The following is a 26,572-nucleotide window of genomic DNA, read 5'->3' as shown; positions in this document are numbered from 1 at the left end:
TAGGACTAAAGGCCCATTTTAGCACAGCTTGAGGCACAATCCCTTATAATGCGCCTTGTGGGAGAGAGCATGCGTATTTTTGTGATCCATTTATCTAAAGCCACTTGTGTAGAGTGGGGGCTTAAAGAGCGCAACATTGAGGCGTTGCTCCAAGACTTAGACAAAGGCAAGCACCCGGTTGAGGTTTTTGAGGCGATCTATTCTAGAACTAAAGAGGGCTTGCACCCCCTCGTGTCCGCCCACCTCTCCCCCTTTTTTATCCATCCAAGCATAAAAACCTCTGTACGCAAAAGATTAAAAACCTATTTGCAAGCCTGTTGCTATGCCCTCAAACAAATGGGCATGCCCATGAGCCTTGGCGAGCTGGGGTGTTTTGCCAGCCACTATTTGTTGTGGCAACGCTGCTTAGACTTGCAAGAGCCCATCTGCGTTTTAGAAGACGACATTTTGTTAGAATCCCATTTTTTTGACAGCCTTGAGAACATTGAAAAACACATAAACAGCTTGCACTGGGTGCGTTTAATGCATTTATTCCCCGAACAAATCCACGCCACACAAACCCAAACCCCTAAAATTTCTACCATCCCCCACCCCACTTGGGGCAGCGGAACACAAGGCTACATCATCGACCCAACCGCTGCCAAAGCGTTTATCAAGGCGAGCAAACACTGGGTGATGCCTGTAGATTTTGTGATGGAGAACACCTATTTACATGGGGTAAAAAACTATGTCTTTAAACCCTTTGCCATCAGCGAGCATGTTGAAAACGCTTTAAAGGGCAATATTTCTAGGGATCGCGATGTGAGCTATCCCTTGCTTTTACGCATTTTTAGACGCTTGCACCCGTATTATGTGCGTTTAGCGCAAAAATTTAGGAAGTGATCCCAAGATAAGGAAACACATGCGCCACCACCAAAACCTAGCATTAGGAACCCTCTTAGGGCTTTGTGTCATCAGCGGTTTAGCTTTTATGTCGCTGCAAATCGCCCACCTGCCCTTTTTAACCACGCACCACATTTCGCCCCTTTTAGTGGCGGTTTTGCTCGGGCTCTTAGGTTCGTTTATTTACCCTAAAATCGCCCAATGGATACACTATGGCGTGCATTTTAGCGCTAAAAAGCTTCTGCGTTTAGGCATCATCCTTTACGGCTTTAATGTAACGATCAACGACATTTTGCACTACGGCTACACCCCCCTATTCATCGCTTTGGTCGTGGTCGTGGGGGTGTTTTTGCTTGGGGTGTGGCTGGGGGGCAAGATGGGGCTAGATCGGGATTTAAGCATGCTCGTGGCGTGTGGGAGCGCGGTGTGCGGGGCGGCGGCGGTCTTGGCCTTAGAGAGTGTCCTTAAATCCCCTCCCTTTAAGGGCGTGGTGGCGGTGGGCACGGTGATCGTCTTTGGGCTTGTGGCGATGTTTGCTTACCCCTTTGTCTATCATTTAGGGCTAGTGCCCTTAAGCCCGCTTTCTGAGGGCGTGTATATCGGGGCGACTTTGCACGAGGTGGCCAATGTCGCCGGAGCTGCTAGTGGAATTTCACTAGAAGCCGAGAAAGTCGCCGTAACCATTAAAATGGTGCGCGTGATCATGCTCATCCCCCTGCTCTTAGCCGTGTCCTTTTATTTAAAAAGTACAAACACTGCGCACAAGCACAAGGTCAAATTACAAGTGCCTTGGTTTGCCTTTATTTTCTTAGGGATGGTGGTGGTGCATTCCTACCTGCAGCCTTTATTGGGCGGCTTTGTGCCCCCCGATACGCTAAAACATGGGGTAGAAATTTTGCGCTTTGGGTCTGTGGTGTGCTTGGTGTGTGCGATGGGGGCTTTGGGCTTACAAGTGGAGCTAAAGAAGTTTTTAAGTCTAGGAGGGCGGGCTTTTGGGCTGGCCCTTGTGCTGTTTGTGGTCTTAGTTTTTGGGGGCTTTGGGCTGGTTAAGGTGCTGGCAGGTTAGCCCCCTAAAGCTTAAGAGAGGGTGCGCACAATGCCTAAAAACTCTTGAGTCAATCGTTCTGTCCGCTTCTCAATCTCTTCTGCACCCCAAAGTCCTCTATCCAAGACTTCTTGTGTTGTGCAAGGAAGGTTATCTTGCTCACTGCGCAAGCATTCCTTTTGATCTATCCACGCTTTGTTGCGCATGGCTGCATTTAAATCTTTTTCAAGCAATGCCATATTGCCTATTTGGCAAATCAAGGTGAAGACATCGATGCTTTGCTAGCCAAGGTGGCTTTCTAGGCTGTTTTTGATGAGCTCTTGCAGCCTAGCGCCTTTGGCCTGTATTTGGGTATTTACATGGCCAACAAGCTCGCTTCTTGCCACTTCTGGAATTTTGGCCTTCTCTTTTTTAGCCGCTTCTTAGGGTTTTGTATTTTCTCGAGTTTTTAGGTCATCCTTAAATATTTTTGTTTGGGGTCTAAGGTGGTTTTGTTTATAGAGTGTGTCGTTTTTAATGGCATAGGAGCACCCGTTGCAATCCATGTGTTCGATTCTTTATTAAAATAAAGCCAAATTTAACAAAAAGATAAAGACTTGCTAACCCCTATACATATACCCTTGGCAGGCGGCGGGTGAGCATGGTGATCGCCTCGTAATTGATGATGCCTAAGATTTTGGCGACATCCCCAGCCCCCATTGTCCCGCTCTTTGGATCGCCTAGCAAAATGACCTCATCGCCCTCTTGTGTTGGCACACCCCCCACATCCACAAAGCATTGATCCATACACACCCCCCCGATCACGGGCACTTTTTGCCCGTGCAAAAGCCCCCAAGCCTTGTTGCCTAAAATCTTAGACCACCCGTCCCCATAGCCCAAGGGCAAAACCCCCACTCTTGTAGGCTCTAAACAATAATACCCCTCTCCATAGCCCACCAACTGTCCCGCCTCAATGGTCTTTAAACTCACAATTTGGGCCTTCAGGGTGATGGCGTGTTGCAACTCTAGGCCCTTTTGATTCAAGGCATCTTGCGTGTAAATGGAGGGGTGTAGGCCATAAAGGGCAAGCCCGGCGCGGGCCAGATCCAGCCCATAATTATCCATAGATAGAGCGCACGCGCTGTTGGCCATGTGGCGGTATTTAAACTCTAGTCCTAAATTTTTGAGCTCATCTAAGAAGTCCATAAAACGCCCAGCTTGCCCTAGGGCGTAGTTTTTAAACAAGGCATCGGCGTTGCTGTGGTGGGTGAAAATCCCCTCCACTTCTAGCCCCTTAAGCTTGGCAATTTTCACGACCTCGTGGGCGTTTTCTTTAGTGGGTAAAAAGCCTAAACGGCTCATGCCCGTATCGACTTTGATATGTACTTTGAGTTTTTGGTTTAAAGACAAAGCCACATTTGAAAAGTGCTCGGCTTGTTTGTGTGAAAAGATGGTTTGGGTGATGCGCTGCTCAACTAAGGTTCTTGCCATGTGATCGGGGGTAAATCCCAAGATCAAAATGGGAATCTCTTTAAACTCTTGGCGCAATTCTAGGGCTTCATCCAAAGTGGCCACGCCTAGGTAAATGGCACCCTGCTCAATAAACACGCGGCTGGCCCCGAGCGCACCTGCTCCATAGGCATTGGCTTTCACCACAGCCATTAAGGGCATTTCGCAAACTTCTTGGATGAGAGAAAAATTATGCGCGAGGGCAGCGGTGCTGACCTCTACAAAACTAGCGCGCGTGGGTAGGTTGGGCATGGCGGACTTCTTTGGGTGGGTTAAAATAAGACCTTGTTTCGGCCACAACAACTTTGTAGAGCAATAAAAGGGCGATGAGATTAGGGATGGCCATTAAAGCGTTGGCAATGTCGGAGAAATTCCACACAAAGTCTAACTTCGTTACAGAGCCGACAAAAATCCCCACCAAATACAAAATGCGGTAGTAGAAAATATAATCCCCGCCAAAGGTAAATTCAATGCTGCGCTCCCCATAGTAGGCCCAACCCACCATGGTCGAGTAGGCAAAAAAGATCGTGGAGGCAAAGACAATCCAACCCCCATTGGGGTAGAAATAGCGCACACTCTCATAGGTGAGCAAACTCGCATCGTGAAAAGTCTCATGCACGGGGGCCATGAGCACCAACAAGGCGGTGGAGGTGCAAACCACTAAGGTGATGATGAGAGGCTGGAGCATGGTGATGAGGGCTTGTTTGACCGGGTGCGCGCTTTTAGAGGCGGCGGCCACAATGGCCGCAGAGCCCATGCCCGCCTCGTTAGAAAAGAGCCCCTTAGACACCCCAATTTGCACGATCGTTAAAAGCGCCACGCCCCCCGCTGTCCCGCTGATCGCCTCTTTGGGGCCAAAGGCACTGTTCACAATGAGTTTAATGGCATTGCATGCCTGGCTAAAGTGGGCCGCCACGATGTAAAGGGTGGTGAGGACGTACAACAACACCATAAAGGGGGCGAAGTAGTCGCTAAACTTGCTGATGGATTTGATCCCGCCCATTAAAATGATCCCCGTGATCCCTGAGATGATGAGCCCTGAAAGCCAGGCGGGCATGGAGGCGTGGTGCAAGAGGATCGAGGACACGGCGTTGGCTTGGGTCATGCTGCCGATGCCAAAAGAGGCGATCAAAGTAAAAATGGCAAAGAAATAGGCAAGTCTTGGCATGTGTAGGCCGTTTTTGATGTAATACATCGGGCCACCCTTGTAGCCAAACTGCCCCACTTCGCGGTACTTGAGCGAGAGCACACCCTCGGCATACTTAGTCGCCATCCCCACAATGCCCGTCACCCACATCCAAAAAATGCTCCCCGGACCGCCCGAGACAATCGCCACGCTCACGCCGATGATGCTGCCAATGCCCACAGTCGCCCCGATGGAGAGCATTAAACTAGAAAACTGGGAAATGTCGCCCTTAGAGTGCTTGTCGCGGGTGCAAAGCACTTTAAAGGCGTGGAAAGTTTTAGAAAATTGTAAGCCCTTGAGTACCACGGTGTAGAATAAACCCGTACCCACCAACAAAATGAGCAGAGGCAACCCCCACACCCACTCCTTGATGAGGTCTAAAAGAGAGTTTAAATAACCCATGGCTTTCCTTTGAGTTGCGCATGTTAATCCCTAAAAAAGGCAGAGAAAAGCATAATATCCGCGCTTTTCTCGTTTGTGCCCTTGGTGGTTAAATTGGCGATGACACGGCCAACGGCGGGGCCAAAGGTGATCCCTAACCAGCCTAGCCCTGTGGCGTGGATGAGGTTTTTATATTTTTTATCATAGCCTAAGTAGGGGATGTCATTAGGGGTTAGGGGCCTAAAGCCGCTCCACTCTACGGGATTACGCATCACAAAGGGCTTGGTAAAGGTGGTGAAGTTTTTCTTCATGTTGGCGATCTGCGCGGGTGTGATGCTCGGATCGAGGGTGTTTAACTCCAACTTAGAGGTGATGCGCACGGTGTTTCTTCTAGGAGTCATTGCCAAGAAGATGTCGGCAAAGAGAGAAGAGGTTTTGGGTTTGAGCTCCTCTTCCATTTCAAAGGTGATGCTATAACCCTTTGCGCCCATCATTAAAAAGTCGTTGTCGGTTTTTTTAATGAGGTGAGGGTTTGCGCCGGTGGATAAAACAATCGTGTCGGCTTGGATGCGGTTAGCGGTGGTGATGATGCCATTGATTTTATTTCCGCTAAATTCAAAGTCCAACACCTCCTCATTGTAATAAAACTCCACGCCCACATTTTGCAAATAAGTTTGCAAGTGCTCCATCACTTCCCTAGCATCTACATGGGCATTTTCGGTCAAAAGAACACTCCCAGCGATGTTTTCCTCTTTAGCCACGGGCATGTACTCTAGGGTTTTTTTGGCATCAAAGACTTCGTAGGTCTTGGGGTCGTAGTGATCTTGGCACAACTTGACCTTTTTTTCGAAGTTGCTTTGCAGGGTGTAGATCATCAAAAGTCCGTCTTCCTTATACCAAAAATCCATGCCATCGGCCAGCATTTCGTGATAAACATCGATGCTTAACCACCCATAACGCTCAAAAAGCGCCATCGTGCGCATGGTTGCTTTGGCGTTTGCACTTCTCACGAACTTACACAGCCACTTGTAAAGCTGGGCATTTAAGCCCCAGTGGATGCTTAAAGGGGCTTGGCCCTTTAACATGAGATTTAGCGTATCGCTCACCACACCCGGGCATGAGAGCGGAGATTTTTTAAAGGCGGATATTAATCCGGCATTGCCAAAGGATGTCCCATTGCTTCCATCTCCCTTTTCAATCACCGTAACCTTGCGGCCCAACTTATGTAAGGAATAGGCACAACTAAGGCCGACTATGCCCCCGCCGATGACAACGGCATCTTTTTGCATAGACCTCTCCTATTTTTTTTGGGCGATGGCTTCGATTTCTACCAAGCCATCTTTAGGAAGTTTTGCGACTTGAAAAGTGGCGCGCGCGGGGTAGGGCTCTTTAAAGTAGCTCCCGTAAATCTCATTCACCACTGCAAAGTCGTCCAAACTTTTTAAAAGAATGGTGGTTTTGGCAATGGATTCCATGCCAAGGCCGGCGGCGTGTAAAATGGCTTTGATGTTTTCCATCGCCTGCGTGGTCTGCGCCTTGATGTCTGCACCGGCAAACTCACCTGTCGCAGGGTTGATGCCTAATTGTCCGGACACAAACACAAGGTTTTGCGTGGCGATCGCTTGAGAATAAGGGCCAATGGCCTTAGGGGCCTTTTCAGAATGCACAGCGTTCATGCTCATCCTTTGTTTAGATTAAAAAATAAAAAGACTAGCGACTATACCCTATGCAAGCTGTGTTTGAGCTGATAGGGGGGCTACTTAATCTGCACATGCACGGGTTTAGCCACATCCTGACTCACTTTTTCTAACTCTTCATTGGCTTTTTCTTGGCTCTCAAAGGGGCCGATCAAGTAGCGTTTCTGCCCGTGGAAGTCTTGGACCTTGTGCGGATAAGCTTTAATGGCTTCTAAAAACTTGGGATTTGGGGTTTTGCTAAACACACCCACTTGCAAATAAAAGCCCTTAGGCAGACCTGCTTTAGCCGGATGTTTGGCCTTAGCAGAGGGGGCAGGGTGCTCTGCTTTGTGTGCTGTGTGGGGCTTGGGGGCCTCGCGGTGTTCTGTTTTGTGCGCTGCGTGGGGGGCAACTTTATGCTCTGCTTTGTGCGCCTCTTGGTGGGTTTTTGCGCTCTTTTCGTGGGCTTCTTTATGCGCTTGCTTGCGCTCTTTATGCTCTGCTTTGTGCGCCTCTTGGTGGGTTTCTTGGTGGATGGGGTGCTCTGCTTTGCGCGCTTGGTGTTGAGGGGGTGTGGGGGCGGGCTCTGCGGGAATGTCTTTTGGCGCGCGGGTCTTATCCAAAGGGCTTACAGGCAAAGCGTTTAGTTGTTTGTTTTCTGGGTTGTTCTGTGTATCTAGGGGGGGTTGGTTTTGCTTGCTTTGGATGTCTTTGACGATTTTGTCAAAGCGATCTTCCTCGGGCTTTTTCACCGCCGGCTCTAAAGTCAAGCTTTCAAAATCGCGGGCATTGCCAATTTTTTGCATGTTTTTATCAGGGGGCAAAGACGCGCTCTTGGCCGGCTCCCTTGTGCTCTTGTAAAACACCACAACCACCACCACTAAGATGATGAGAGCGATGGCCACAATGAGTAAGATTTTTTTAAACCCTGAACTTTTTTGCTCCTCTTCCACCACTTCATTGAGCCTTTTATTCAAGCCCTGCTCGAGCTCATTAAATCTATTTTTGTCTTCCATTGTAATCCTTTCTTATAGATGCCGTGCCCAGCTTGCGCCCCTCTCTTTGGCATAAACTCTATAGGGCAAAACCAAGATATTGAAGTAAAGAGGTAGATCGTTGTTTGGAAAAGTGCGCCACTCATTGGGTAAGCTTTGCGCAAGCTTCATAGACAGGGTGCGGGCTAGGTGTTGCCCCTCACTAAGCTGGGTGTGCCCCTTGTGGATGTAAAGGTGCAAATGCCCGGGGGTCTTGCTCTCGTAGGCGGTAAAATTGATAAAGCCCTCCTCTCTTAAGAGCAGCTGCGCCTTGTGGTAAAAGCGCTCGGGATTGCGCCCGTTGTAATCAAACACGATGTTTTCAACTTTGTTGTTAGGCAGCACCAAAGCGTGGGCGATGGTGATCTCTTTTTTCCAGTGCTTTTGGATGAGCATGGAAGTGAGGGGGGCTTCGACTCTTTCGAATTTATCGTAATAGCAACGCCCCATGTGAGTCACTCTCTGCCCTAAGCCCGGTTTTAGGGAGTAGTAAAAACCTGTTTGCATTTTGATTAATTTTAAATCCATTTCAACCATGCGTGTTCCTTAAAAAATGGGGTGTGCATAAGTTTTATACCCTTGCGCAAACGCTTCAATTTCTCTACAAACAACACTTTGATCGCCCTTGATGTTTTGCAACACTTGGGCTATTTTTTCAGCGATAAAAGCAAAAGCCTTAGCATCCAGCCCCCTACTTGTCAGGGCGGCTGTACCTAGCCTGATCCCGCTTGTGATAAAGGGGCTGCGCTTTTCATTGGGCACCGTGTTTTTATTGACAATGATCCCCGCCCTACCTAGTGCCTCTTCTGCCTCTTTGCCGCTAAAGTCTTCAAAGCGCATCATCAGCAAATGATTATCGCTCCCCCCGCTCACCAAATCAAACCCCCGCTCCAACAGCCCTTGCACCAAAACCTGCGCGTTGGCTTTCACGGCTTTGGCGTAAGCTTGCCACTCTGGCTTCAAGTTTTCTAAAAATCCAGCTGCTTTGCCGGCGATGACATGCATTAAGGGCCCGCCCTGCGTGCCCGGAAACAGGGCTTTATTGACTTTAGCGGCGATTTCTTCATCGTTGGTGAAAACCAACCCGCCCCTAGGCCCTCTTAAGGTCTTGTGCGTGGTGCTGCTGACGATGTGGCAGTGGGGCAGGGGGTGGGGGTGCTCACCGGCCACCACCAGTCCGGCGATGTGGGCGATGTCGCCCATTAAATACGCCCCCACCGAGTCGGCAATTTCTCTAAAACGCTTAAAATCGATCTCTCTAGGGTAAGCCGAATACCCACAGACGATGAGCTTAGGGCGCACAATTTGGGCGATTTTTTCCACTTCCTCGTAATCGATCCACCCCTTGGCATTGACTTGATAATGAAACCCCTGAAAGTGTTGCCCGCTCATGCTCGCTTTTGAAGCGTGGGTTAGATGCCCCCCACTGCTAAGTTCCATGCTCAACATCTTGTCGTAGGGTTTTAGCAAGGCGTGGTAGATCGCCATATTTGCCTGAGAGCCCGAGTGGGGTTGCACATTGACAAAGGCGCAATTAAACAATTTCTTGGCCCGCTCAATGGCTAGGCTTTCAATTTTGTCCACCACCTCACAGCCCCCATAGTAGCGCTTATGGGGGTAGCCCTCAGCGTATTTATTCGTCAAAACGCTTCCCATCGCCTCCATGACACTTTCAAAGGTGTAATTCTCGCTGGCAATCATTTCTAAATGGGTGTTTTGGCGCGCCCACTCGTCCTTAATCAGCCCAAACAGCTCGGGGTCGCTCTGCTCTAAAAAGTAATCAGGCATGGCTGTCCTTGTTTTCAGGCTTCATCGCCGGGAATAAAATCACATCTTTAATCGTCTTAGAGTTGGTGAGCAACATCACGAGCCGATCGATGCCGATCCCCTCGCCGGCGGTGGGAGGCATGCCATGCCCTAAAGCCCACACATAGTCCGTATCCATGAATTGCGCCTCTTCATCCCCGCTCTCTTTAGCTTTGACCTGCTCCTCAAAGCGCCCGTATTGGTCGATGGGGTCGTTGAGCTCACTAAAGCCATTGGCGATTTCTTTACCGGCGATAAACAGCTCAAAGCGATCGGCAATCTTAGGGTTAGAGTCGCTCCGCCTTGCTAGGGGGCTGATTTCAATGGGGTACTCTGTGATAAAAGTCGGGTTGATGAGCTTATGCTCCACACACAAATCAAAAGCTTCGGCCAAGAGTTTGCCATGGCTGATTAAACCCTCTAAGCGCACGCCTTGACTCTCTAAGTAAGCTTGCAATTTAGCGGGGTCGTCGATGGTGTCTTTGTCTAGCCCGCCCACTTGCTCTAGCGCTTCTTTAAAGCCCAGCACCCGCACGGTGTTAAAATCAATTTGGTGTTCTTGATAGGAGATGATGGTGGGTAAATTTAGGGCGTGTAAGAGCGTGCTAAAAAGCTCTTTGGTGAGCGTGATCAAATCCTCATAAGTCTTGTACGCCCAATAAAACTCTAACATCGTGAATTCGGGGTTGTGGGAGTGGTCCATCCCCTCGTTTCTAAAATTGCGGTTGATCTCAAACACTGCCTCAAACCCGCCCACCACAAGGCGTTTTAAATACAATTCGGGGGCGATTCTTAGGTAGCGCTGTACCTCTAGGGCGTTGTGGTAGGTGATGAAAGGGCGGGCATTGGCCCCGCCGGCGATGGGGTGCATCATGGGGGTTTCCACCTCTAAAAAGCCCTTGTCTTCAAAGAAACGGCGGATGGTCGCGACAATTTTGCTGCGGGTCTTAAACACCTCTTTGACCTCGGGGTTGGCGATTAAATCCACATAGCGTTGCCGGTAGCGCAGCTCTATATCGCTTAAGCCATGGAACTTCTCAGGCAAGGGCACAATCGCCTTTGTCAAGATTTTGTAAGCACTGGCATGTAGGCTCAATTCCCCCGTTTTGGTGACAAAGGGGTAACCGATGACATTGACAATGTCGCCCACCTCCACGCACTTTTTAAAATCCTCAAAGCTCTCTTTGCCTAAGTCGTTTTGCGACAAATACACTTGCACTAAGGCGCTTTGATCCTCAATCTTAATGAAGCACGCCTTGCCCATCAGGCGGATAAAGCGCACCCGTCCCACTAAAGCGTGGGTGCTATTTGGGTCTTTGGGTTCGTCTTTGGTGTGTAGGTCGCTGAATTTGTCTAAAAAGTGGGCGTTGTCTAGGGTGCGCTGTACTTGGTTGTCGTAGGGGTTTTTATGCGCTTGGCGCAGGGCTTGGGCTTTTTGTAAGCGTTGTTGGATATAGGGGGTGTCAAACATAAATTTCGCTTTTAATGGGTTGGTTCAAGGTTTTTTTGCGCTTTTTCTAAAAGTTGGGTGCTCTCTTTTTTCGCGTTTTGGGCTTTTTGCTGGATCATCTCTCCAAATTCTTGCACTTCTTTAATTTGCAAAATGTGCGAAGCCACGCGGTGCATGTAAGGATAAACTTGGCTATGGGTGTGTAGGTAAGTGTCTATGGTTTTCATAAAGGCGAGGCGGGAGATGGCATAAAGCAAGAAAGACAAGATTAAAAACATCTTAGCGCAGGCAAAGATGAAGCCTAAAATTTTATCCAGCACGCCCAAATTGCTAAGGGTGATGGCCTTACTCACCACAATCCCCACGATTAAAAAGGCGATCCACACCCCCGCCAACACCACCACAAAGCCGACCAAGTCATTTATCGAAGAATCTTTAAAAGCGTGGATGTGGTTTGCAAAGCTTGTCCCCACAGCCTGTGCCCATCTGGAGGCTAAAAACACCCCCGCCACGATGCCCAACAACCCGGCCACTTCATCGACAAAGCCATTATAAAACCCCCGAATCCCAACCAAAACCACAAACACCAATAAAGCAATGTCGATATAAGAACCCATCAACACCCATCTTTTAAAAAATTCAACAGAAGCCCTAAGGATAATCCAATCTTTAAGATAAGGTATTTTACAATGCAAAACTTAAAATATAGCCGACATCAGAGGTTTCTTTGTTTTTCTTAAGTCTGAAGCACCCGCTTTTTTTGCCCCTCAGATCCCCGATTCTTTGGGCTGTGCTGTTTTTATCCCCTCTGTATGTGGGGGCAATTTTAAGCGGTGCGCCTAAAGTTTTAGCCACCATACAGAGTTTTTTAGCTCCCTTAAGTCTATGGGCCTGTTTGCGCCTAAAAGCCAAACAACGCTTTTTATTCGGGCTGTTTGTGGGTCTTGGCATGTTTTATTGGTGCGCTTTGAGTTTTCGCTACAACCCCTACCCCTTTTTGATCCCTCTTATTGCCCTTTTAGTGGCGCTTTGTTATGCCGTGTTGTTTTATCTCTTGCTTTTTTGGCAATCTTTGCTTTATAGAGTGCCCGCCTTGTGGCTGTCTAGCTACATACACCCCTTTGGTTTTGATTGGTTTGTGCCAGACGCTTTCTTTGCCTACTCTTTTTTTAGGGTGGATAAACTCAGCTTTTTGATCATTTTGTGTGCGCTTGCACTCCTGTTAGAGAGGCATTTAAGCCCCCTTTATGCCCGCATTTTTGCCGGAGTGTTGCTCTTATCCAGTTTGCAAATGCCTAGAGCCACTTTGCCACTAAAAGACATCACGCCCATTAGCACCCACATTAATCAAGCAGACAAGTGGAGCAATGCCGAGCTGAAGTTAAACATTGATGCGAATTTTGCCCGCATTAATGAGGCGATTGGCAAACACCAAAAAGCCGTGATTTTACCTGAAACCGCTTTCCCCATTGCTCTAAACAAAAGCTCTTTAATCCTCCCGCTCTTGCAACTAAGCCAACAAATCACCATCGTTGCGGGCGCGCTCTATGAAGAGGGCAACACGATTTACAATTCGACTTATATTTTTGACAAGGGGCGTTACAGCTACGCCCACAAGGTCATTTTAGCCCCCTTTGGCGAGAGCATGCCTTTTCCAGACTTCATCGCCAACGCCCTAGATCGCTTTTTCTTTGGGGCTGAGGTGTTTAAGCTAGGGCATGCCACCCACTTTACAGACACACACACCAGCGCCCTAGCTTTCCGCCCCCTTGTGTGCTATGAGGGCACTTCTGCCAAAGCCTACAAAGACAGCCCGCCTTATTTAGTGGTTCTAAGCAACAATGCGTGGTTTGTGCCCAGCATTGAGCCGTTTTTACAGCGCACGCTTTTAAAGTACTACGCGCGGCGCTTTCATAAAACCATCATCCACAGCACCAACCAATCCCCCGCCTATATCCTAAGCCCCACGCTCTTTGGCGATCAAATTTTTCAGTGAAGTACTATGCTAGAAGCCACCCATTTAAGCCATAAATTTGACAACTGGTTATATCAAGACTTGCACCTACACGCCACCCCCGGCGAGTCCATTGCGCTTTTGGGGGTGAGCGGGAGCGGGAAGTCAAGTTTATTAAACAACCTCTCGACCATGCTAAAACCCTTGCAGGGGCAAGTGCGTCTATTTAAACACCCCGACATTTACGCCCTGCCCCTAACGACCCTTTTAGCCATTAGACGGCACGATATCGGGATCATTTTCCAAGCGCACTACCTCTTTAGAGGCTTTAACGCTTTGGAGAATTTACAAGTGGCCTCGATCCTTACCAGCCAGCCCCTCAATCCTAAACTTTTAGAGCAACTAGGCATTGCCCACACCTTAAAACAACAAATCGGGGAGCTCAGTGGCGGGCAACAACAAAGGCTGTCTATCGCAAGGGTCTTAACCAAGAAGCCTAAAATCATCTTTGCCGATGAGCCTACGGGCAACCTTGATAGCGCCACCGCCCTAGCCGTGATGGCGGTGTTGCAAGATTATATCTGCCAGCAACAAGGGGTTTTGATCCTAGCCACCCACGATGAAAAGATCGCCAGAGGTTGCACCCGCACCTATCTTTTAGAAAACCAAACTTTGCGCTTACTTTAGCTGGCTTTAAAAACGCCGACACAAAACACTGACCCACGCGCGAGGTGCGCGGGCCTTAAACCACAAGCCAAGACCTGCCGTTTAAATGTCTAAATTTTTCACATCCTTGGCGTGGGTTTGGATATATACCCGGCGCGGCTCGACTTCATCGCCCATGAGTAAATTAAACGCCGCATCCGCGCTCTCTTCATCTTCTAAGGCCACCCTTAACAAGTTGCGGTTGCTCGCAAACATCGTGGTTTCCCAAAGTTGCTCGGGGTTCATCTCTCCTAGTCCCTTGTAGCGCTGGATGTAGGCTCCCTGCTTGGCCCGCCCCTCGATGTCGGCTAAAAAGTCCAAGCCATCCATGCCCAACACGCTTAGGTCAAACTCTTTGATCTTGTTTGCCAAATCTTGGGCTTCTTTAAAAAGGGGGTCGTTAAACAAGGCTTCATCGACCAAGAGCTCGGCTAGGCCTAATTTTGTGCGCACAAAGAAATGCACGCCGCCCTCCATCATCTCTTGGCTCAACACCTGACAAGAGATGCTTTCTAAAAAGGTGCGTAAATCTTTGGCTAGGGTTTCAAAGGCGGGGCGGGCGGCCAACTCCACTAAATAGCGCAACACCTCAAACAGCAAGGGGCGTTTTTCTAATTCCTTCAACACCGATCGGTAAGCACTCAAAGTCTTTAACAAGGCGAGCAAATCCGCCCGCCCAATGCCCTCAATAGAAGTGCTATCAATCCCATGCTCGATTAAAAAGTGGTTGAGCTCTTTTTCATCTTTTAAGTATTTTTCAATCTTCTTTTTCTTAAAGCGATAAAGGGGGGGTTGGGCGATATAGACATGCCCGTTGCTGATCAAAGGCTTTAAATAGCGGTAAAAAAAGGTCATCAATAGGGTTTGGATGTGGCTGCCATCCACATCGGCATCGGTCATGATGATGATTTTATGGTAGCGCAGTTTCTCTAGGTTAAACTCCTCGCCCACGCCGCACCCAAAAGCGGTGATCATGTTCTTGATCTCTTCAGACTTTAAAATCTTACTTAAATGCGACTTCTCTACATTTAAAATCTTGCCCCTTAAGGGCAAAATGGCTTGAAAGGCGCGGTCCCTGCCCTGCTTGGCCGAGCCGCCCGCACTATCTCCCTCCACTAAATAGATTTCGCACTCTTTGGGGTCTTTGCTTTGGCAATCGGCTAGCTTGCCCGGCAAAGTCCCCACGCTCAAATTGTCCTTTTTACGGGTGAGCTCTTTTGCCTTTTTAGCCGCCTCTCTGCCCCTAGCCGCCAAGAGCGCCTTTTGCATGATCGCCTTAGCCACGCTGGGGTTTTCCTCAAAGAATTTTGCCATTTTTTCATACACCAGCTTTGCCACAATGGGGCGGACAAAAGAGCTGCCAAGCTTTGCCTTGGTCTGCCCCTCAAATTGTGGCTCTAAAACCTTAGCCGACACCACCGCCACCAAGCCCTCTTTAATGTCCTCTTGGATCACCCCCGCCTCTTTTTCTCTGGCATTGGCGTTTTCTTGGATGTAGTTTAAAATGGCACGGCTAAGTCCCATGCGAAAACCCGTTTCGTGCGTGCCCCCCTCGGGCGTGCGGATGTTATTGACAAAGCTAAACATTTGCTCGCTGTAACCCTCATTGTAAGCTAGGGCGATCTCCACTTCCATGTCCTCTCCCTCACCACCAAAGGTGATGACATTAGAGATTAAAGGGGCTTTGTTGGTGTCTAAAATAAATTGCTTTAAGCCGTCTTTGTAATGATAGACTTCTTTTAGGTTGCCCGGTTGGTCGTGGAAAGTGATCGTAACGCTGTGGTTTAAATACGCCATCTCTTGGAAGCGTTTTTTTAAAATCTTCGCATCAAAGGCCACAACTTCCATGATGCTCTCATCGGGGAAAAACTCAATGGTGGTCCCCCTCTCTTTGGTGTCGCCCACTTCTGCAAGCGGGGCTACGGGCACGCCCTTTTCAAATTCTTGGGTGTAAATCTTGCCCTCTCTTTTAATGGTCATTAAAAGCTTCTTAGATAAAGCATTGACAACACTCACCCCCACGCCATGCAACCCGCCTGAAACTTTATAAGTTTCTTTGTCAAACTTGCCACCGGCGTGCAGCACCGTGAGCGCGACTGTGGCAGCGGGGATGCCCTCTGTGGAGTGGATATCCACAGGGATGCCCCGCCCATTGTCCTCTACAATGCACGAGCCGTACTGCGTTAAAGTGATCTTAATTTGCGTGCAAAAACCTGCCATGCTTTCATCAATGGAGTTATCCACCACTTCATAAACCATGTGGTGCAGGCCATTAATGTTGGTGTCCCCAATATACATCCCCGGGCGTTTGCGCACCCCCTCTAAACCCTTGAGTACTTTAATTTTATCGCCCATGTAAGACTGCATCGCTTCCTCTTTTTTCATGATTTAATGTATGGAGTTTCCTTAAGGATTATACTACAAACTAGATTAAACGGGCTTGGGGCTGTTGATCTTGGCCTGCATTTCCTCGACCAATAATTTGGTGTGGTTTTCTTTGGCCATGCTTTGGGCAATGGTCTTGCTCGCCTTGCTCACCCCGCTGTGATCTTTCAAGCCCAAAAATTGCGCTAAAGCGGTCGTGGATAGGTCTGTTAAAGTGCGGGCTAGGTAGATGATGATCTTTCTAGCGAGGGCGACTTGGCGATTTCTCGAGTTGTTGCGGATGTCCGTGGGTTTGACATTTAAAGTTTGCGCCACGACCCTTAAAATATCCTCTAGGCCCACTTCGTGCAAGCACTCTTTGGTGGTGTCTTTTAAGATTTCTTGCGCCATGCGCAGGCTGATCTCCTCCCCGCTTAAAGTCGCTGTGGCGTTTAGCCGCAAGAGCGCGCCCTCGAGCTGACGGATGTTTTCGTGGATGTGGCTGGCTAGATATTCCACAACTTCTTTATCCATGCAAATGTGGTTGAGTTGGCATTTTTGCGTGATGATGGCGATCTTGGTGTCTAACATAGGGGCTTGGATGCTGGCGATCATGCCCATTTCAAAACGCGAGAGCAAGCGATCGGCTAGCCCTTTGATGTGTTTAGGGGGTCTGTCTGAACTCATCACAATTTGTTTGCCCTGCGCGTGCAAGGTGTTAAAAGTGTGGAAAAACTCCTCTTGCACCATCTCTTTACCGCCAAAAAACTGCACATCATCGATCAAGAGATAATCGCAAGAGCGGTACTTTTCTTGGAATTTGTCCATGCTGTGGTTGCCGAGGCGAAAAATATAGTCGTTTAAAAACTGCTCGGCAGTCACATAGAGCACGCTTTGCAAACGATCACAAGCCAAGTTGCCGATGGCGTTTAAAATGTGGGTTTTGCCAAGCCCCACGCCCCCAAAGAAGAGCACAGGGTTATACACTCCGCTTTTTTGCGCCACTTGGGAGGCGACCTTGATGGCCATGTGGTTGCATGCCCCCACGACTAGGGTGTCAAAGGTGAAAGCGGGGTTTAAAGACGGGTTCTTATGGGCTCTTATTAAGGGTTTTGGAGGGGCTTTGGGCTTTTCTTGGGGGGGGACAATTTGCACCTGCACGGGACAATTTTTCTTAGAGCTTAAAATTTGCTCTAAAAGCGCGCCGTAGCGGGTTTTAATGTAATTACACACCCAAATATTGGGAGCATAAAATACAACCAAATCCGCCTTTGAGGCATGCGCATCAAAGCGCAAGTTTTGCATATAGGTTTTGTACTCGTAGGCACTCACTTGCCCCTTTAGCGTTTCTAACAAATCCTCTAACATCCCTAAATTTTGCGCTGTTGGGCGTGGGTTAGGGCAATGGCGATCGCGTCCGTGATGTCTAGGGGTTTTAGGGAGCTTTTAATGCCTAGGATTTTTTTTACCATGAACGCCACTTGCTCCTTGCTCGCCTTGCCATGCCCTGTGATCGCTTTTTTGATTTGTAAGGGGGTGTATTCGCTAAAATGCCCCTTTTCTTGCAAGATTTTAAGCCCCAGCGCCCCGCGAAATTGCGCCAACTTCAACACGCTTTTAGGGTTGTAGGCGTAAAAAATATCCTCCATCGCCACTTCAACAATGGGATAGGTCTTAAAGACCAGCTCTAAGCCGGCCACCACCTCTAAAATTTGCTCTTGTAAAGGCGCGTTTTGCACCTTGATAAACCCCGCCCCCACAAGCTTAGATTTGTGCGAATCGATCACTCCATACCCGCACTTGCGACTCCCCGGATCGATGCCTAAGACCAACACCTAGGATTTAAATTGCCTAATTTTGTCGTTCAGCTCGGCTGTGGCACTGCTAAGAGAGTTGGCTGCCTCGATGATCAAGCTCGCTCCATGGGTTGTTTTTTTGTTGATAGCCTCAATTTCTACAAAGTCTTTGTTGATGTTGTCTATGTCTTTTTTTGTCTCAATGATGCGCTCAATCGAAGCATTGACTCGCCCAATCACCCCATCTAAGTTCTCGCTCATGCCCTTAAATTGCTGCTGCACCTCTAGGCTCACACCACTAAGTTGCTCGATCTTTTTAGAATTTAAGTTCATTTGGCTGCTGACATCGTTGATCTCTTGCACAATCACCCCGATCGTGCTGTTGATCTCGGCTAGGCTTTTTTGTGTGCGTGCGGCTAGGTTACGCACTTCATCGGCCACCACCGCAAAGCCCCGTCCGTGTTCCCCGGCTCTAGCCGCTTCAATGGCGGCGTTTAAAGCCAATAAATTTGTTTGATCGGCGATGTCGTTGATGATGTGTAAAATGCTCTTCACGCTGTCGGCGTTTTTGCTGAGTTGCTCGACCTTGCTGGCCAAGTCCTCTTCGGTGTGGCTAGCCTCCGTGATTTGGTCAAATAAATTAGTCACCGCCTTGTCTGAAGTGCGGATAGATTCTTGCACTTCAGCTAGGCTTTTCTTGCTTTCTTCCGCCTCTTCAGCGGTTTGGCTCACAACCATGCCAATGTCGTTGCTTCTGTTTTGGATTTGTTTTAGCATCTCTGTGCGCCTTTGCATGCTCACTAAGGCGCTATTGATGTTAGAGTGCAAGGTCTGGACGACCTCGCTGTTGTTGTGGCTGTTTGACTTGATGTTGTTAAAAAACTCTTGGATATTCTCCACAAAGTGGTTGATCCCCTTTCCGATTTTACCTATCTCGTCATTGCTGCGGCTGACACGGATGCGCTGTGTCAAGTCCCGATCGCCTAGACTAAAGTCATGCACCTTTTGCACAAGCCGGTTCAAGCGGCGGACGATGGTGTAGAAAGTGAAAATCGTGGTGAGTACAATTAAAATCGCCATGATCGTGGCGATCCACATCGTCAAAACACTAGAGTTTTTCACCACCTTTGTCTGCACTTCTTGGCGTGTTTTTAAGGAAGCGCTTAAAATGTCGCTAAAGTAGGTCGTGGATACGATCACCATATCGCTCACAGGGTCATAATGGCTATAAGCAACCTTGGGTTCAGGCACGCCACCATTAAACTTAGGCATTTTATAGTAGGTGTAGCCCCCTCCTAGCTTGGCTTGCTTGATGTAACCGCACACATAGCAGACATTATCCACACTCATTAAGTGTAGCCCGCTCTTGCCTACGGTGGTGGGATTGACCGGATCGAAAAGCACCTTGCCCTCCATATCCACCACAACCATATAGACCATGCCCTTATCGGCGTTGATTTTTCCAAAGTATTCCAACGCCATTTTTTGCGCCTGCTCTTTAGGGAAGGCCTTATAAAAGCCAGAAATGCCCTGCTCTAGTAAGTGGGTGATGTAGCGCAAATCGTTTTGGCGGCTGATGGTATCCCCCCGTTTTTGGCTGTCTAAAATCGAAAGAATCAGCTTGTTTTGCTTGTGGTTTGCGATCAATATCACGGCGCTCCCCAAAATCAAGAGGGACAAAAAAATAACGCCTATAATCTTCGCTCCAAGATTCATGGTCTTCCTCGCCAATGTTGGGGTAAATAAACAAGCTTGCATTCTAACATGAATTTTTTGAAAGTTTTAAAAAGGGATTTAGCTAAAATGGGAAAAAAGGGGCACCAACATGCAAGCTAGCAAAGAAAATTTAAGCGCGCGTTTAGGCGTGCTTTTAGCCCAAAGCGACACCACCGTAGGCTTTTTTAGCCACGATCAAGATCGGCTGAACCGCGCCAAAAACAGCCCTAAAAACAAACCCCTTTTGCGGGTGGGTGCCTGCTTTAAAGACTTGCCTAGAGTGCCACCAAAACACCGCCGCTTGGTGCGCCGACTTAAAGCCACCTTTATTTATAAAGGCCAAGCCTTTAGAGTGGTGCAAGACCCTGAAACTTTGGTCTTTTTAAAAAGATTGGGGATCGTCTTTAGCACTTCGGCAAATTTAAGCGGACAAAGCCACGACCCCAAGATCGCCTTCGCTTTAGCAGACACCATCATAGAAGATCGGCGCGGGCTTGCCGCCCGCTCCCCCTCCAAGATCATTAAGCTGGGGCGCAGCTATAAAAGGCGTTTGCGCTAGCCAACGCACACGCCCTTAGTGTTTCTTGGCACCGGCGGGGAGATTAAAGCCGTTTTTTTGCAGATCATCGTAAAAAGTGCCGGATTGCAAGACCTTTTTCCAGTGATCGATGTAGCTATACTCCTCTTGGATTTCTGACTCTAGGTTTTTGATGTTGTTCTCGCGTGTGACCAAGGCCTTTTCAATCATGTTGAGCTCTTTTTTGCGCTGAGAGGGGCTCATTTTAGAGATGTTTTTGGCCAACACATCTTGGAAGTGTTTTTGAAACTCCGCTTTGTGCTTGGGAGTCATTTTATTGTAGCGGTTTTTCATTTCGCTCAAATAGATGATCACCTTTTTGGCCTCCACTTTGCCCGCCATGTCTAGCATTTCTTGGTCGGGTTTAGCTTGGTATTCAGGGAAGACATTAAGCCCAATGGTTTGGGCATTGAGGGCGGCCACAAGCACCCCTGACATGGCAAATAAGCGTAACAATTTCATAAGCATCCTTTGTATAAAAATAAAAGGCCTTCATTCTAGCCTTAAAAACCTAACAATTACTTAATGCGCATGGTGCGCATAGAATTGGCTAGGGCAATCAAAGTTACACCCACATCCCCAAAGACCGCTTCCCAAAGACTCGCCTCCCCAAAAACCCCTAAAATTAAAAACATGGCTTTGATGCCGAGCGCAAAAACGATGTTTTGCACCACAATACCCCGTGTTTTCTTGGCGATTTTAAAAACCTGCACAATGGAGTTTAGGGCGTTGTTGGTGATCACAATGTCCGCGCTCTCTTTGCTCACTTGGCTGGCACTGCCCATGCCCACGCCCACATCTGCCATTGCCAAAGTGGGCGCATCGTTGATTCCATCGCCGATAAACGCACTTAACCCTCTGTGCTTGGCTTTAAAATCTTGGAAAGCCACCACCTTTTGCTCGGGTAATAACCCGGCATTGTAGGTACAATCTAGAGATTTGGCGACACTCTTTGTGGCGTATTCGTTGTCCCCGCTTAGGATGCAAAAGTGCTCTAGCCCCTCTTTTTTAAGGGCTTGTAGGCACTCTTTAGCGTCCTCTTTGAGCGTGTCGGCGACCACGATATACCCGACATATTCCCCATTTGTCGCCACATGTACAATGGTCCCCTCTAAAGAGCAACAAGGGTGGGGGATGTTGTATTTATGCAAGATTTGTTCGTTGCCCGCTATGATTAAATTTGCGTGGCATTTAGCCTGCACGCCCATACCGCCGATCTCGTTAAATTCCTCGATTTGGTGCTCGCATAGATTTTGGCAAGCCTTTTGTATGGATTTAGCGATGGGGTGGGTGGATAAAATCTGCGCACAGCTGGCAAAGCGCAAGACATCTTCACGGCTAAAATTAGGCTGGCTCACCACATCCACGACCTCAAATTCCCCCTTGCTTAAAGTCCCCGTTTTGTCAAAGGCAATGTTTTTAACCTTGATGAGCGTTTCTAAGGTATGCACGCTTTTAATCAACACCCCCAGCCGACTTGCTGCCCCCACGCCCCCAAAGTAGCCCAGCGGGATAGAGATCACCAGCGCACAAGGGCAAGACACCATCAAAGCGATGAGCCCCCGATAAATCCACTCGTCAAAGCTGCCATGCCCTAAGAGGGGGGGGATTGTGGCGATGGCTAGAGCGATGGCAAAGACGGCGGGGGTGTAGTATTTGGCAAAGGTGGTGATGAATTTTTCGGTTTGGGATTTTTGGCTCACGGCGTTGCTCACTAAATCCACGATTTTAGCGACAGAAGAGTCGCTGTAAATCTTGCTGACCTTCACCTCCAACACGGCTTTTAAGTTGATGCTGCCGCCTAAAATGGGGCTGTTTTCGCGCACATTGACCGGCAGGGACTCACCCGTTAAGGGCTTTTGATCCAATAGGCTCTCTCCACTCAAAACGACCCCATCTGTGGGGACTTTCTCGCCCACCTTCACCACGACAATGTCGCCGATCTTTAGCTCCTCAGGGCGCACCTGCTCTAGGCCATGTTCTCTTTTGATGAAGGCTAAATTGGGAGCGACATCTAAGAGAGTCTGCAAGGACTTTTTAGACCGCTTGATGGCTAATTTTTGTAAAAACTCGCCCGCTGAGTAAAAGACCATCACAGACACGGATTCTTCATACGCCCCCACGCAAAAGGCGGCAATGGTGGCACTGAGCATCAGCGTGTTCTCATCAAAAAAGCGTTTATTTTTAAGGCCATTAAACGCCCCTAAGAACACATCCTTACCGGCAAAGAGATACACCCCCGCCAAAAGGACATAGGCTAAATCCCTTACAATGGGGCTTGCCACAAAGTGCAGCACCCCCACAGACAGCACAAATAAAACAATGCAAGCCACAAGGGGTATGGGGCTTAAAACCTGCTCCTCCTTAGCCTGCTCTGTCAAGAGCACCATTTCAGGCTCTAAACGCTTGATCAACGCCAAAGCTTTAGAAAAGTCTTGGCAGTCTAAATACAGGGTGTTTGTGTTGAAAGACACCTGCGCCGCCTTGACATAGCTTTGTTTGTTTAATTCCGCCTCTAATTTGTTGGCGCAATCGGGGCAATCTAGCCCCTTGAAGTAATATTTTTGCATTTTCACCCCACTTTTCTAAATTGCAACGCTTTAAGCATGTGTCGTTTGTTGATGGTAGCGCACCTTTGTAAATCCGCAATGCTGCGGGCGACTTTTTTACTCTTACTCACTGCCCGCTCAGACAAGCCAAAGCGCAAGGTGGCTTGCTCTAATAAATGCCGCGCCTCAGGCTCGAGCGGACAAAAGGTGGTGATGTCGCTCTCTTGCAATTTGCCATTGAGCACTTCTTGTCCGCGCATTTTTTGCATTTTAAACGCCTCTAGCACTTGTTCGTGCATGGCCTTTGAGTTAAGCGTGCTTTTTGCGTCCTCTTGGATCACGGCCATTTGCACGAATAAATCGATGCGGTCTAAAAAGGGCGCACTTAGGCGGTTTTTATAGGCCAAAATTTCTCTCTCTTGGCAGCGGCAGACTTTAGACACATCCATTAAATTCCCACAAGGGCAGGGGTTCATCGCCCCCACGAACAAAAACGAAGTGTTGTACTCGATCTTGCTATGCACCCTTGAGATCACCAATTTATGATTCTCCATCGGCTCTCTCAAGCCCTCTAAAACCTCTCTTTTAAAGTGGGGCAACTCATCAAAGAACAAAACCCCATTGTGCGCAAGCGCGATTTCACCCGGGCTAGGGGCATTGCCCTGCGTAGAGCCTAAAATACTCGACTTGGATGCGCTTTGGTGCGGGCTTCTAAAGCTTCTTAGCGGGCTATAATTGCCCTCCTGTTGGCTCAAAATTCTAAGCTTCACCGCTTCGATCATTTCGGCTAGAGTGCTTGGGGGTAAAATGTAGCGCAAGCGTTTAGCGATCATGCTCTTGCCACAGCCCGGACTGCCCTCAAATAAAATATTGTGTAACCCTGCTGCCGCAACGAGTGCCGCTTCTTTAGCCACCTCTTGCCCCCGCACCTCTTTAAAGTCTAGGGCAAAATCTGTGGTGTAGTAGTAACGTTGCCCGTTAAGCTCTAGGCTAGCAAAGGGCAAGTTTAAAGGGGGTCTTGCAGGGATGGTGGCCGGGTTTTTTAGCACTTGCAAGGCTTCTTGCAAATGTGCCACAAAGTGCAAGTGCAAATTAGGGATCAAGCTAAAAAGCTCTTTGCCTAAACTTGGCACGATTACATGCGCGCCGGGCTTTTGCAAGGCGATGTCTAAGAGCATGGGAAAAATCGCCTCGTTGTGCTTGATGCGCCCATCTAGCCCCAGCTCGCCAAAAGCAAACCATTGGCCCTGCAAAGGCTGTTTTTGCAAGGCAACCAAGAGCGCCATGGGCAAGTCAAAATGACTCCCGCTTTTAGGCAAGTCGGCGGGGGATAAATTGATGGTGATTTTAAGCGGGGGGAAAGTAAAGCCGTTGTTTTGCAAGGCGGATTGTACCCGTTGTTTGGACTCTTGGATGGCGTTGTTGGCAAGCCCTGAGATCACAAAGGCGGGCAGGGCGCGGGTAAAAGTGGCTTCAACCTCCACGATTTGGGCACTCGCCCCAGCCATTGTAGCACAATAAAGCGCATTCACCACTTGCGTTTGCATTAAGGACTCTTTAGGTTTTTCTTAAATTCCTTTTCAAATTTTTTACGCTTCAACATCGACAATTTATCCACGAACAAGACCCCGTTTAAGTGGTCCATTTCGTGCTGAATCGCCACGCTCAAAAGCTCGCTGGCCTGCAACACCTTAGCATTGCCAAAGCGATCTTGATAGCCCAGTGTGATGTTGGCATGCCGCAACACTTCCTCGTAAAACTCAGGCACAGACAAGCACCCCTCCCGCCATAAAATCTCCCCCTCTGTTTGCATTAAAGTGGGGTTGATGATCTCTAGGCAGTCCTCGGGCGGCTGGGTGTCGTCCTCTCTTGGCACATGCACGAGCAAAACGCGCTTAGGCACGCCCACTTGAATCGCCGCTAGCCCGATGCCCTTATTGGCGAGCATGGTTTCGTGCATGTCATCTAAGAGCTGGTGCAAAGCCTCATCAAAGAGCACGACCTCCTGAGAGCGTTTTCTAAGCCGTTTGTCCGGGTAACGCACCAACTCCAAAAGAGCCATTAGCCTTGCTTTTGGCTCTTAACGAGCACTGCATCCACAAGCCCGTATGCTTTGGCTTCCTCAGCACTCATAAAAAAGTCGCGGTCGGTGTCTTGCTCGATTTTCTCTAAGGGCTGGCCTGTGTTGTCTGCCATGACTTGGTTTAGCACCCCTTTAAGGCGTAAAATTTCTTTGGTGTAAATGGCAATGTTGGTGGCCTGCCCTTGCGTGCCTCCAATGGGTTGGTGGATCATGATCCTTGAATTTGGCAAAGAAAAACGTTTGCCCTTTGTCCCGCAACTGAGTAAAAACGCCCCCATAGACGCGGCCTGCCCCACGCAAATGGTGCAAATGTCAGGGTGGATGTAATTCATGGTGTCGTAAATGCTAAAACCACTCGTTACAGACCCCCCCGGGGAGTTGATGTAAAGGTTGATGTCCTTTTCGGGGTCTTCGGCTTCTAAAAACAAGAGTTGTGCCACAATGGCCGCCGCCACCGCGTCATTGATCTCTCCACTGAGCAAAACGATGCGATCTTTTAAGAGCCTTGAGTAAATGTCATAACTGCGCTCTCCCCGCCCCGTTTTTTCAATGACGATGGGGACATAGTTCATGCGTGTGCCTCTTGGGGGAGTTGTTTATCTAATAAGAAAGTTAAAACCCGATCTTCGACCATCGCCATTTTCACCGCAGGGAGCATGTTGTTTCTTTGGTAAAACTCTAGGGTCTGCTGGGGGTTTTGGTTCGTCATCATCGCCTCGTAGTAAATGCTTTGAAAAACTTCGTTGTCTGCCACTTGGATATTTTCCTGTTTGGCGAGCGCATCGATGATGAAAGTAACTTTCACACTGCGGCGGGCTTGTTCTCTAAAACTCTCCCTTTTTTTCTTGACCTTTTTGGGGTCCTCTTGCAATTCTTTAATCTCCTCGGGCTTCATGTTTTGCAGGGCTTGGCGAAAAACCAAATCCATTTCCTGCTCGATGATGGTTTGGGGCAGATCAAAGTTTAGACCTTTGTCGAGCTTGTCGATCAAGGTTTCTTTGAGTTGTTGGTTGTAGAGCTTGGTTTTGGCCTCCAAAAAGAGTTGGTTTTTAACGCGCTCTTTTAGCATTTCAAGCGTGGGCTCTTTCTCTTGGTTTAAAACCATCTTAACAAAGGCATCATCGATTTCGGGGATTTGGCGCAATTGGATTTTATGCAATTTCACATGAAAAGACACCTCTTTACCCGCCAGCGTGGCGTTGGCGTAGTCTTTAGGGAAAGGGACTGAAAAATACTTTTCTTCCTCCTTTTTCATGCCCACCAACTGCTTTTCAAAGCTAGGCAAAAGGCGGTTTTCACCCACCACAAGGGCGAAGTTGCGCGCCTGATTGCCCTCAAAAGGTTGGTTGTTTAACAAGCCTTCAAAATCAAAAATCACGCCATCGCCATTGGCCACCGCCTTTTCTTCAGGCGCGTCTGTAAAGGTTGCCCTCTCTTTGGCTAAATGTTGCAAGCGTTCTTCAACGGCGCTTTCTTGGATTTCCTCCAAAGAGAAACTAGGTACGCACGCAAACACCCCTGAAAGGTCGATTTGGGGGCGCAACCCAATGTGCATTTCAATGTCAAAATGCTCGGCTTGCTTTTCAAACTTTTGAATCGATGGGTTGCCGATCATATCTTGGGGGGTGATCTCTAACGCCTTGCTCCCCTCTTGCAAAATCGCATCGAGCATCTCTTTTTCGCTCTCTTGTTGGATGTGCCCTTGGTAGCGCTGCTTGATGATGTCTAGGGGAACTTTACCTTTTCTAAACCCGTCTAACTTGGTGTTTTTGGCAATTTTTTGCGCGATGCTGTGGGACTTTTTCTCAAAATCCTGCACCGAAGGCTTGGCGCTGATAGACGCATTCGCGCCATCTAACCTTTTAGTCGTTAAATCCATA

At 48.6% G+C, this 26,572-nt stretch carries 25 protein-coding genes; 5 read left to right on the top strand and 20 right to left on the bottom strand.

The features are described from left to right. Positions 1-69 precede the first annotated feature (69 nt). Positions 70-882: a glycosyltransferase family 25 protein gene (locus HAL07_RS05765; protein WP_053945663.1), complete on the top strand. Its 813-nt coding sequence runs from the start codon at positions 70-72 to the stop codon at positions 880-882. A 19-nt stretch (positions 883-901) separates the two neighbouring features. Beyond that, positions 902-1,948 carry a YeiH family protein gene (locus tag HAL07_RS05760; RefSeq protein ID WP_053945429.1) on the top strand — a complete coding sequence of 349 codons (1,047 nt, stop codon included), beginning with the start codon at positions 902-904 and terminating at the stop codon, positions 1,946-1,948. A gap of 11 nt (positions 1,949-1,959) precedes the next feature. Here HAL07_RS05760 and HAL07_RS05755 read toward each other — a convergent pair whose 3' ends face one another. The 10 genes from HAL07_RS05755 to HAL07_RS05710 all read right to left on the bottom strand — a co-directional run bounded on the left by HAL07_RS05755 (position 1,960) and on the right by HAL07_RS05710 (position 11,565). Continuing rightward, entirely contained in the window at positions 1,960-2,187 is a 228-nt protein-coding gene (locus HAL07_RS05755; RefSeq protein ID WP_267892749.1) for a GmrSD restriction endonuclease domain-containing protein, read from the bottom strand. A gap of 346 nt (positions 2,188-2,533) precedes the next feature. Beyond that, positions 2,534-3,667, bottom strand: a complete 1,134-nt coding sequence (gene alr, locus HAL07_RS05750; RefSeq protein ID WP_104741377.1) for an alanine racemase — start codon at positions 3,665-3,667, stop codon at positions 2,534-2,536. Next, positions 3,642-5,003, bottom strand: coding sequence for an alanine/glycine:cation symporter family protein (locus HAL07_RS05745; protein ID WP_053941247.1), 1,362 nt, complete (start codon positions 5,001-5,003; stop codon positions 3,642-3,644). The genes alr and HAL07_RS05745 overlap by 26 nt, the downstream gene beginning before the upstream one ends. 23 nt (positions 5,004-5,026) lie before the next feature. Next, a complete protein-coding gene (locus HAL07_RS05740; protein ID WP_053941248.1) occupies positions 5,027-6,271 on the bottom strand; it encodes an NAD(P)/FAD-dependent oxidoreductase in 1,245 nt (414 codons plus the stop codon). A gap of 9 nt (positions 6,272-6,280) precedes the next feature. After that, positions 6,281-6,658 (bottom strand): RidA family protein, encoded by a 378-nt coding sequence (locus tag HAL07_RS05735; RefSeq protein ID WP_197271589.1) that lies wholly within the window; start codon positions 6,656-6,658, stop codon positions 6,281-6,283. 80 nt (positions 6,659-6,738) lie between these two features. After that, entirely contained in the window at positions 6,739-7,674 is a 936-nt protein-coding gene (locus HAL07_RS05730) for an SPOR domain-containing protein (protein ID WP_053945427.1), read from the bottom strand. Positions 7,675-7,686: 12 nt separating this feature from the next. Further along, positions 7,687-8,229 (bottom strand): DUF1882 domain-containing protein, encoded by a 543-nt coding sequence (locus HAL07_RS05725; RefSeq protein WP_053941251.1) that lies wholly within the window; start codon positions 8,227-8,229, stop codon positions 7,687-7,689. A gap of 9 nt (positions 8,230-8,238) precedes the next feature. Further along, the gene (locus HAL07_RS05720) at positions 8,239-9,480 is read right to left on the bottom strand and encodes a serine hydroxymethyltransferase (protein ID WP_053945426.1); all 1,242 of its coding nucleotides are present in this window, start codon (positions 9,478-9,480) and stop codon (positions 8,239-8,241) included. Beyond that, the gene (gene lysS / locus HAL07_RS05715; RefSeq protein ID WP_053945425.1) at positions 9,473-10,969 is read right to left on the bottom strand and encodes a lysine--tRNA ligase; all 1,497 of its coding nucleotides are present in this window, start codon (positions 10,967-10,969) and stop codon (positions 9,473-9,475) included. Before lysS ends, HAL07_RS05720 begins: the two co-directional genes overlap by 8 nt. 11 nt (positions 10,970-10,980) lie before the next feature. Further along, the gene (locus tag HAL07_RS05710) at positions 10,981-11,565 is read right to left on the bottom strand and encodes a CvpA family protein (RefSeq protein ID WP_053941295.1); all 585 of its coding nucleotides are present in this window, start codon (positions 11,563-11,565) and stop codon (positions 10,981-10,983) included. Between the two features lie 143 nt (positions 11,566-11,708). On the opposite strand from HAL07_RS05710, the gene HAL07_RS05705 reads away from it, so the two are divergent. Continuing rightward, complete coding sequence (locus tag HAL07_RS05705) at positions 11,709-12,944, top strand: apolipoprotein N-acyltransferase (protein ID WP_231624706.1); 1,236 nt, start codon at positions 11,709-11,711, stop codon at positions 12,942-12,944. Between the two features lie 6 nt (positions 12,945-12,950). Next, the gene (locus HAL07_RS05700) at positions 12,951-13,589 is read left to right on the top strand and encodes an ABC transporter ATP-binding protein (RefSeq protein WP_053941254.1); all 639 of its coding nucleotides are present in this window, start codon (positions 12,951-12,953) and stop codon (positions 13,587-13,589) included. Positions 13,590-13,670: 81 nt separating this feature from the next. Here HAL07_RS05700 and gyrB read toward each other — a convergent pair whose 3' ends face one another. The 4 genes from gyrB to HAL07_RS05680 form a co-directional block, all read right to left on the bottom strand. Beyond that, entirely contained in the window at positions 13,671-15,974 is a 2,304-nt protein-coding gene (gene gyrB, locus HAL07_RS05695) for a DNA topoisomerase (ATP-hydrolyzing) subunit B (RefSeq protein WP_197271590.1), read from the bottom strand. Positions 15,975-16,037: 63 nt separating this feature from the next. After that, on the bottom strand, positions 16,038-17,339 hold the full coding sequence (dnaA, locus tag HAL07_RS05690) for a chromosomal replication initiator protein DnaA (RefSeq protein ID WP_053945424.1): 1,302 nt from the start codon (positions 17,337-17,339) through the stop codon (positions 16,038-16,040). Between the two features lie 2 nt (positions 17,340-17,341). After that, a complete protein-coding gene (gene ruvC, locus HAL07_RS05685) occupies positions 17,342-17,803 on the bottom strand; it encodes a crossover junction endodeoxyribonuclease RuvC (RefSeq protein ID WP_202903484.1) in 462 nt (153 codons plus the stop codon). Positions 17,804-17,806: 3 nt separating this feature from the next. Beyond that, positions 17,807-19,483 (bottom strand): methyl-accepting chemotaxis protein, encoded by a 1,677-nt coding sequence (locus tag HAL07_RS05680; RefSeq protein ID WP_053945422.1) that lies wholly within the window; start codon positions 19,481-19,483, stop codon positions 17,807-17,809. A gap of 109 nt (positions 19,484-19,592) precedes the next feature. Here HAL07_RS05680 and HAL07_RS05675 point away from each other — a divergent pair, with 109 nt between their 5' ends. Next, complete coding sequence (locus HAL07_RS05675; protein ID WP_202903483.1) at positions 19,593-20,042, top strand: N6-threonylcarbamoyl adenosine t(6)A37 modification in tRNA; 450 nt, start codon at positions 19,593-19,595, stop codon at positions 20,040-20,042. Positions 20,043-20,057: 15 nt separating this feature from the next. Here the strand turns inward: HAL07_RS05675 and HAL07_RS05670 are convergent, their stop codons facing one another. The 6 genes from HAL07_RS05670 to tig are packed head-to-tail and all read right to left on the bottom strand — an operon-like array spanning position 20,058 to position 26,571. Beyond that, entirely contained in the window at positions 20,058-20,522 is a 465-nt protein-coding gene (locus tag HAL07_RS05670) for a DUF1104 domain-containing protein (RefSeq protein WP_053941259.1), read from the bottom strand. Between the two features lie 56 nt (positions 20,523-20,578). Next, on the bottom strand, positions 20,579-22,630 hold the full coding sequence (locus tag HAL07_RS05665) for a heavy metal translocating P-type ATPase (protein ID WP_053945421.1): 2,052 nt from the start codon (positions 22,628-22,630) through the stop codon (positions 20,579-20,581). A gap of 2 nt (positions 22,631-22,632) precedes the next feature. Further along, a complete protein-coding gene (locus tag HAL07_RS05660; RefSeq protein WP_053945660.1) occupies positions 22,633-24,144 on the bottom strand; it encodes a YifB family Mg chelatase-like AAA ATPase in 1,512 nt (503 codons plus the stop codon). An 11-nt stretch (positions 24,145-24,155) separates the two neighbouring features. Next, positions 24,156-24,671 carry a peptide deformylase gene (gene def, locus HAL07_RS05655; protein ID WP_053945420.1) on the bottom strand — a complete coding sequence of 172 codons (516 nt, stop codon included), beginning with the start codon at positions 24,669-24,671 and terminating at the stop codon, positions 24,156-24,158. Next, the gene (clpP, locus tag HAL07_RS05650) at positions 24,671-25,264 is read right to left on the bottom strand and encodes an ATP-dependent Clp endopeptidase proteolytic subunit ClpP (RefSeq protein WP_053941262.1); all 594 of its coding nucleotides are present in this window, start codon (positions 25,262-25,264) and stop codon (positions 24,671-24,673) included. Before clpP ends, def begins: the two co-directional genes overlap by 1 nt. Next, complete coding sequence (gene tig / locus HAL07_RS05645) at positions 25,261-26,571, bottom strand: trigger factor (protein WP_053941263.1); 1,311 nt, start codon at positions 26,569-26,571, stop codon at positions 25,261-25,263. Before tig ends, clpP begins: the two co-directional genes overlap by 4 nt. Position 26,572: the final 1 nt, after the last annotated feature.

This window comes from Helicobacter ailurogastricus (genome assembly GCF_001282945.1).
GTDB classification, from domain to species: domain Bacteria; phylum Campylobacterota; class Campylobacteria; order Campylobacterales; family Helicobacteraceae; genus Helicobacter; species Helicobacter ailurogastricus.
This window is presented reverse-complemented; position numbering and strand designations above follow the sequence as displayed.

What these genes read in the sequence shown, in the direction of transcription:
- HAL07_RS05765 (WP_053945663.1), top strand. Translation starts at nt 70, where the DNA reads ATGCGTATTTTTGTGATCCATTTATCTAAAGCCACTTGTGTAGAGTGG.
- HAL07_RS05760 (WP_053945429.1), top strand. Translation starts at nt 902, where the DNA reads ATGCGCCACCACCAAAACCTAGCATTAGGAACCCTCTTAGGGCTTTGT.
- alr (WP_104741377.1), bottom strand. Translation starts at nt 3,667, where the DNA reads ATGCCCAACCTACCCACGCGCGCTAGTTTTGTAGAGGTCAGCACCGCT.
- HAL07_RS05745 (WP_053941247.1), bottom strand. Translation starts at nt 5,003, where the DNA reads ATGGGTTATTTAAACTCTCTTTTAGACCTCATCAAGGAGTGGGTGTGG.
- HAL07_RS05740 (WP_053941248.1), bottom strand. Translation starts at nt 6,271, where the DNA reads ATGCAAAAAGATGCCGTTGTCATCGGCGGGGGCATAGTCGGCCTTAGT.
- HAL07_RS05735 (WP_197271589.1), bottom strand. Translation starts at nt 6,658, where the DNA reads ATGAACGCTGTGCATTCTGAAAAGGCCCCTAAGGCCATTGGCCCTTAT.
- HAL07_RS05730 (WP_053945427.1), bottom strand. Translation starts at nt 7,674, where the DNA reads ATGGAAGACAAAAATAGATTTAATGAGCTCGAGCAGGGCTTGAATAAA.
- HAL07_RS05725 (WP_053941251.1), bottom strand. Translation starts at nt 8,229, where the DNA reads ATGGTTGAAATGGATTTAAAATTAATCAAAATGCAAACAGGTTTTTAC.
- HAL07_RS05720 (WP_053945426.1), bottom strand. Translation starts at nt 9,480, where the DNA reads ATGCCTGATTACTTTTTAGAGCAGAGCGACCCCGAGCTGTTTGGGCTG.
- lysS (WP_053945425.1), bottom strand. Translation starts at nt 10,969, where the DNA reads ATGTTTGACACCCCCTATATCCAACAACGCTTACAAAAAGCCCAAGCC.
- HAL07_RS05710 (WP_053941295.1), bottom strand. Translation starts at nt 11,565, where the DNA reads ATGGGTTCTTATATCGACATTGCTTTATTGGTGTTTGTGGTTTTGGTT.
- HAL07_RS05700 (WP_053941254.1), top strand. Translation starts at nt 12,951, where the DNA reads ATGCTAGAAGCCACCCATTTAAGCCATAAATTTGACAACTGGTTATAT.
- gyrB (WP_197271590.1), bottom strand. Translation starts at nt 15,974, where the DNA reads ATGCAGTCTTACATGGGCGATAAAATTAAAGTACTCAAGGGTTTAGAG.
- dnaA (WP_053945424.1), bottom strand. Translation starts at nt 17,339, where the DNA reads ATGTTAGAGGATTTGTTAGAAACGCTAAAGGGGCAAGTGAGTGCCTAC.
- HAL07_RS05680 (WP_053945422.1), bottom strand. Translation starts at nt 19,483, where the DNA reads ATGAATCTTGGAGCGAAGATTATAGGCGTTATTTTTTTGTCCCTCTTG.
- HAL07_RS05675 (WP_202903483.1), top strand. Translation starts at nt 19,593, where the DNA reads ATGCAAGCTAGCAAAGAAAATTTAAGCGCGCGTTTAGGCGTGCTTTTA.
- HAL07_RS05670 (WP_053941259.1), bottom strand. Translation starts at nt 20,522, where the DNA reads ATGAAATTGTTACGCTTATTTGCCATGTCAGGGGTGCTTGTGGCCGCC.
- HAL07_RS05665 (WP_053945421.1), bottom strand. Translation starts at nt 22,630, where the DNA reads ATGCAAAAATATTACTTCAAGGGGCTAGATTGCCCCGATTGCGCCAAC.
- def (WP_053945420.1), bottom strand. Translation starts at nt 24,671, where the DNA reads ATGGCTCTTTTGGAGTTGGTGCGTTACCCGGACAAACGGCTTAGAAAA.
- clpP (WP_053941262.1), bottom strand. Translation starts at nt 25,264, where the DNA reads ATGAACTATGTCCCCATCGTCATTGAAAAAACGGGGCGGGGAGAGCGC.
- tig (WP_053941263.1), bottom strand. Translation starts at nt 26,571, where the DNA reads ATGGATTTAACGACTAAAAGGTTAGATGGCGCGAATGCGTCTATCAGC.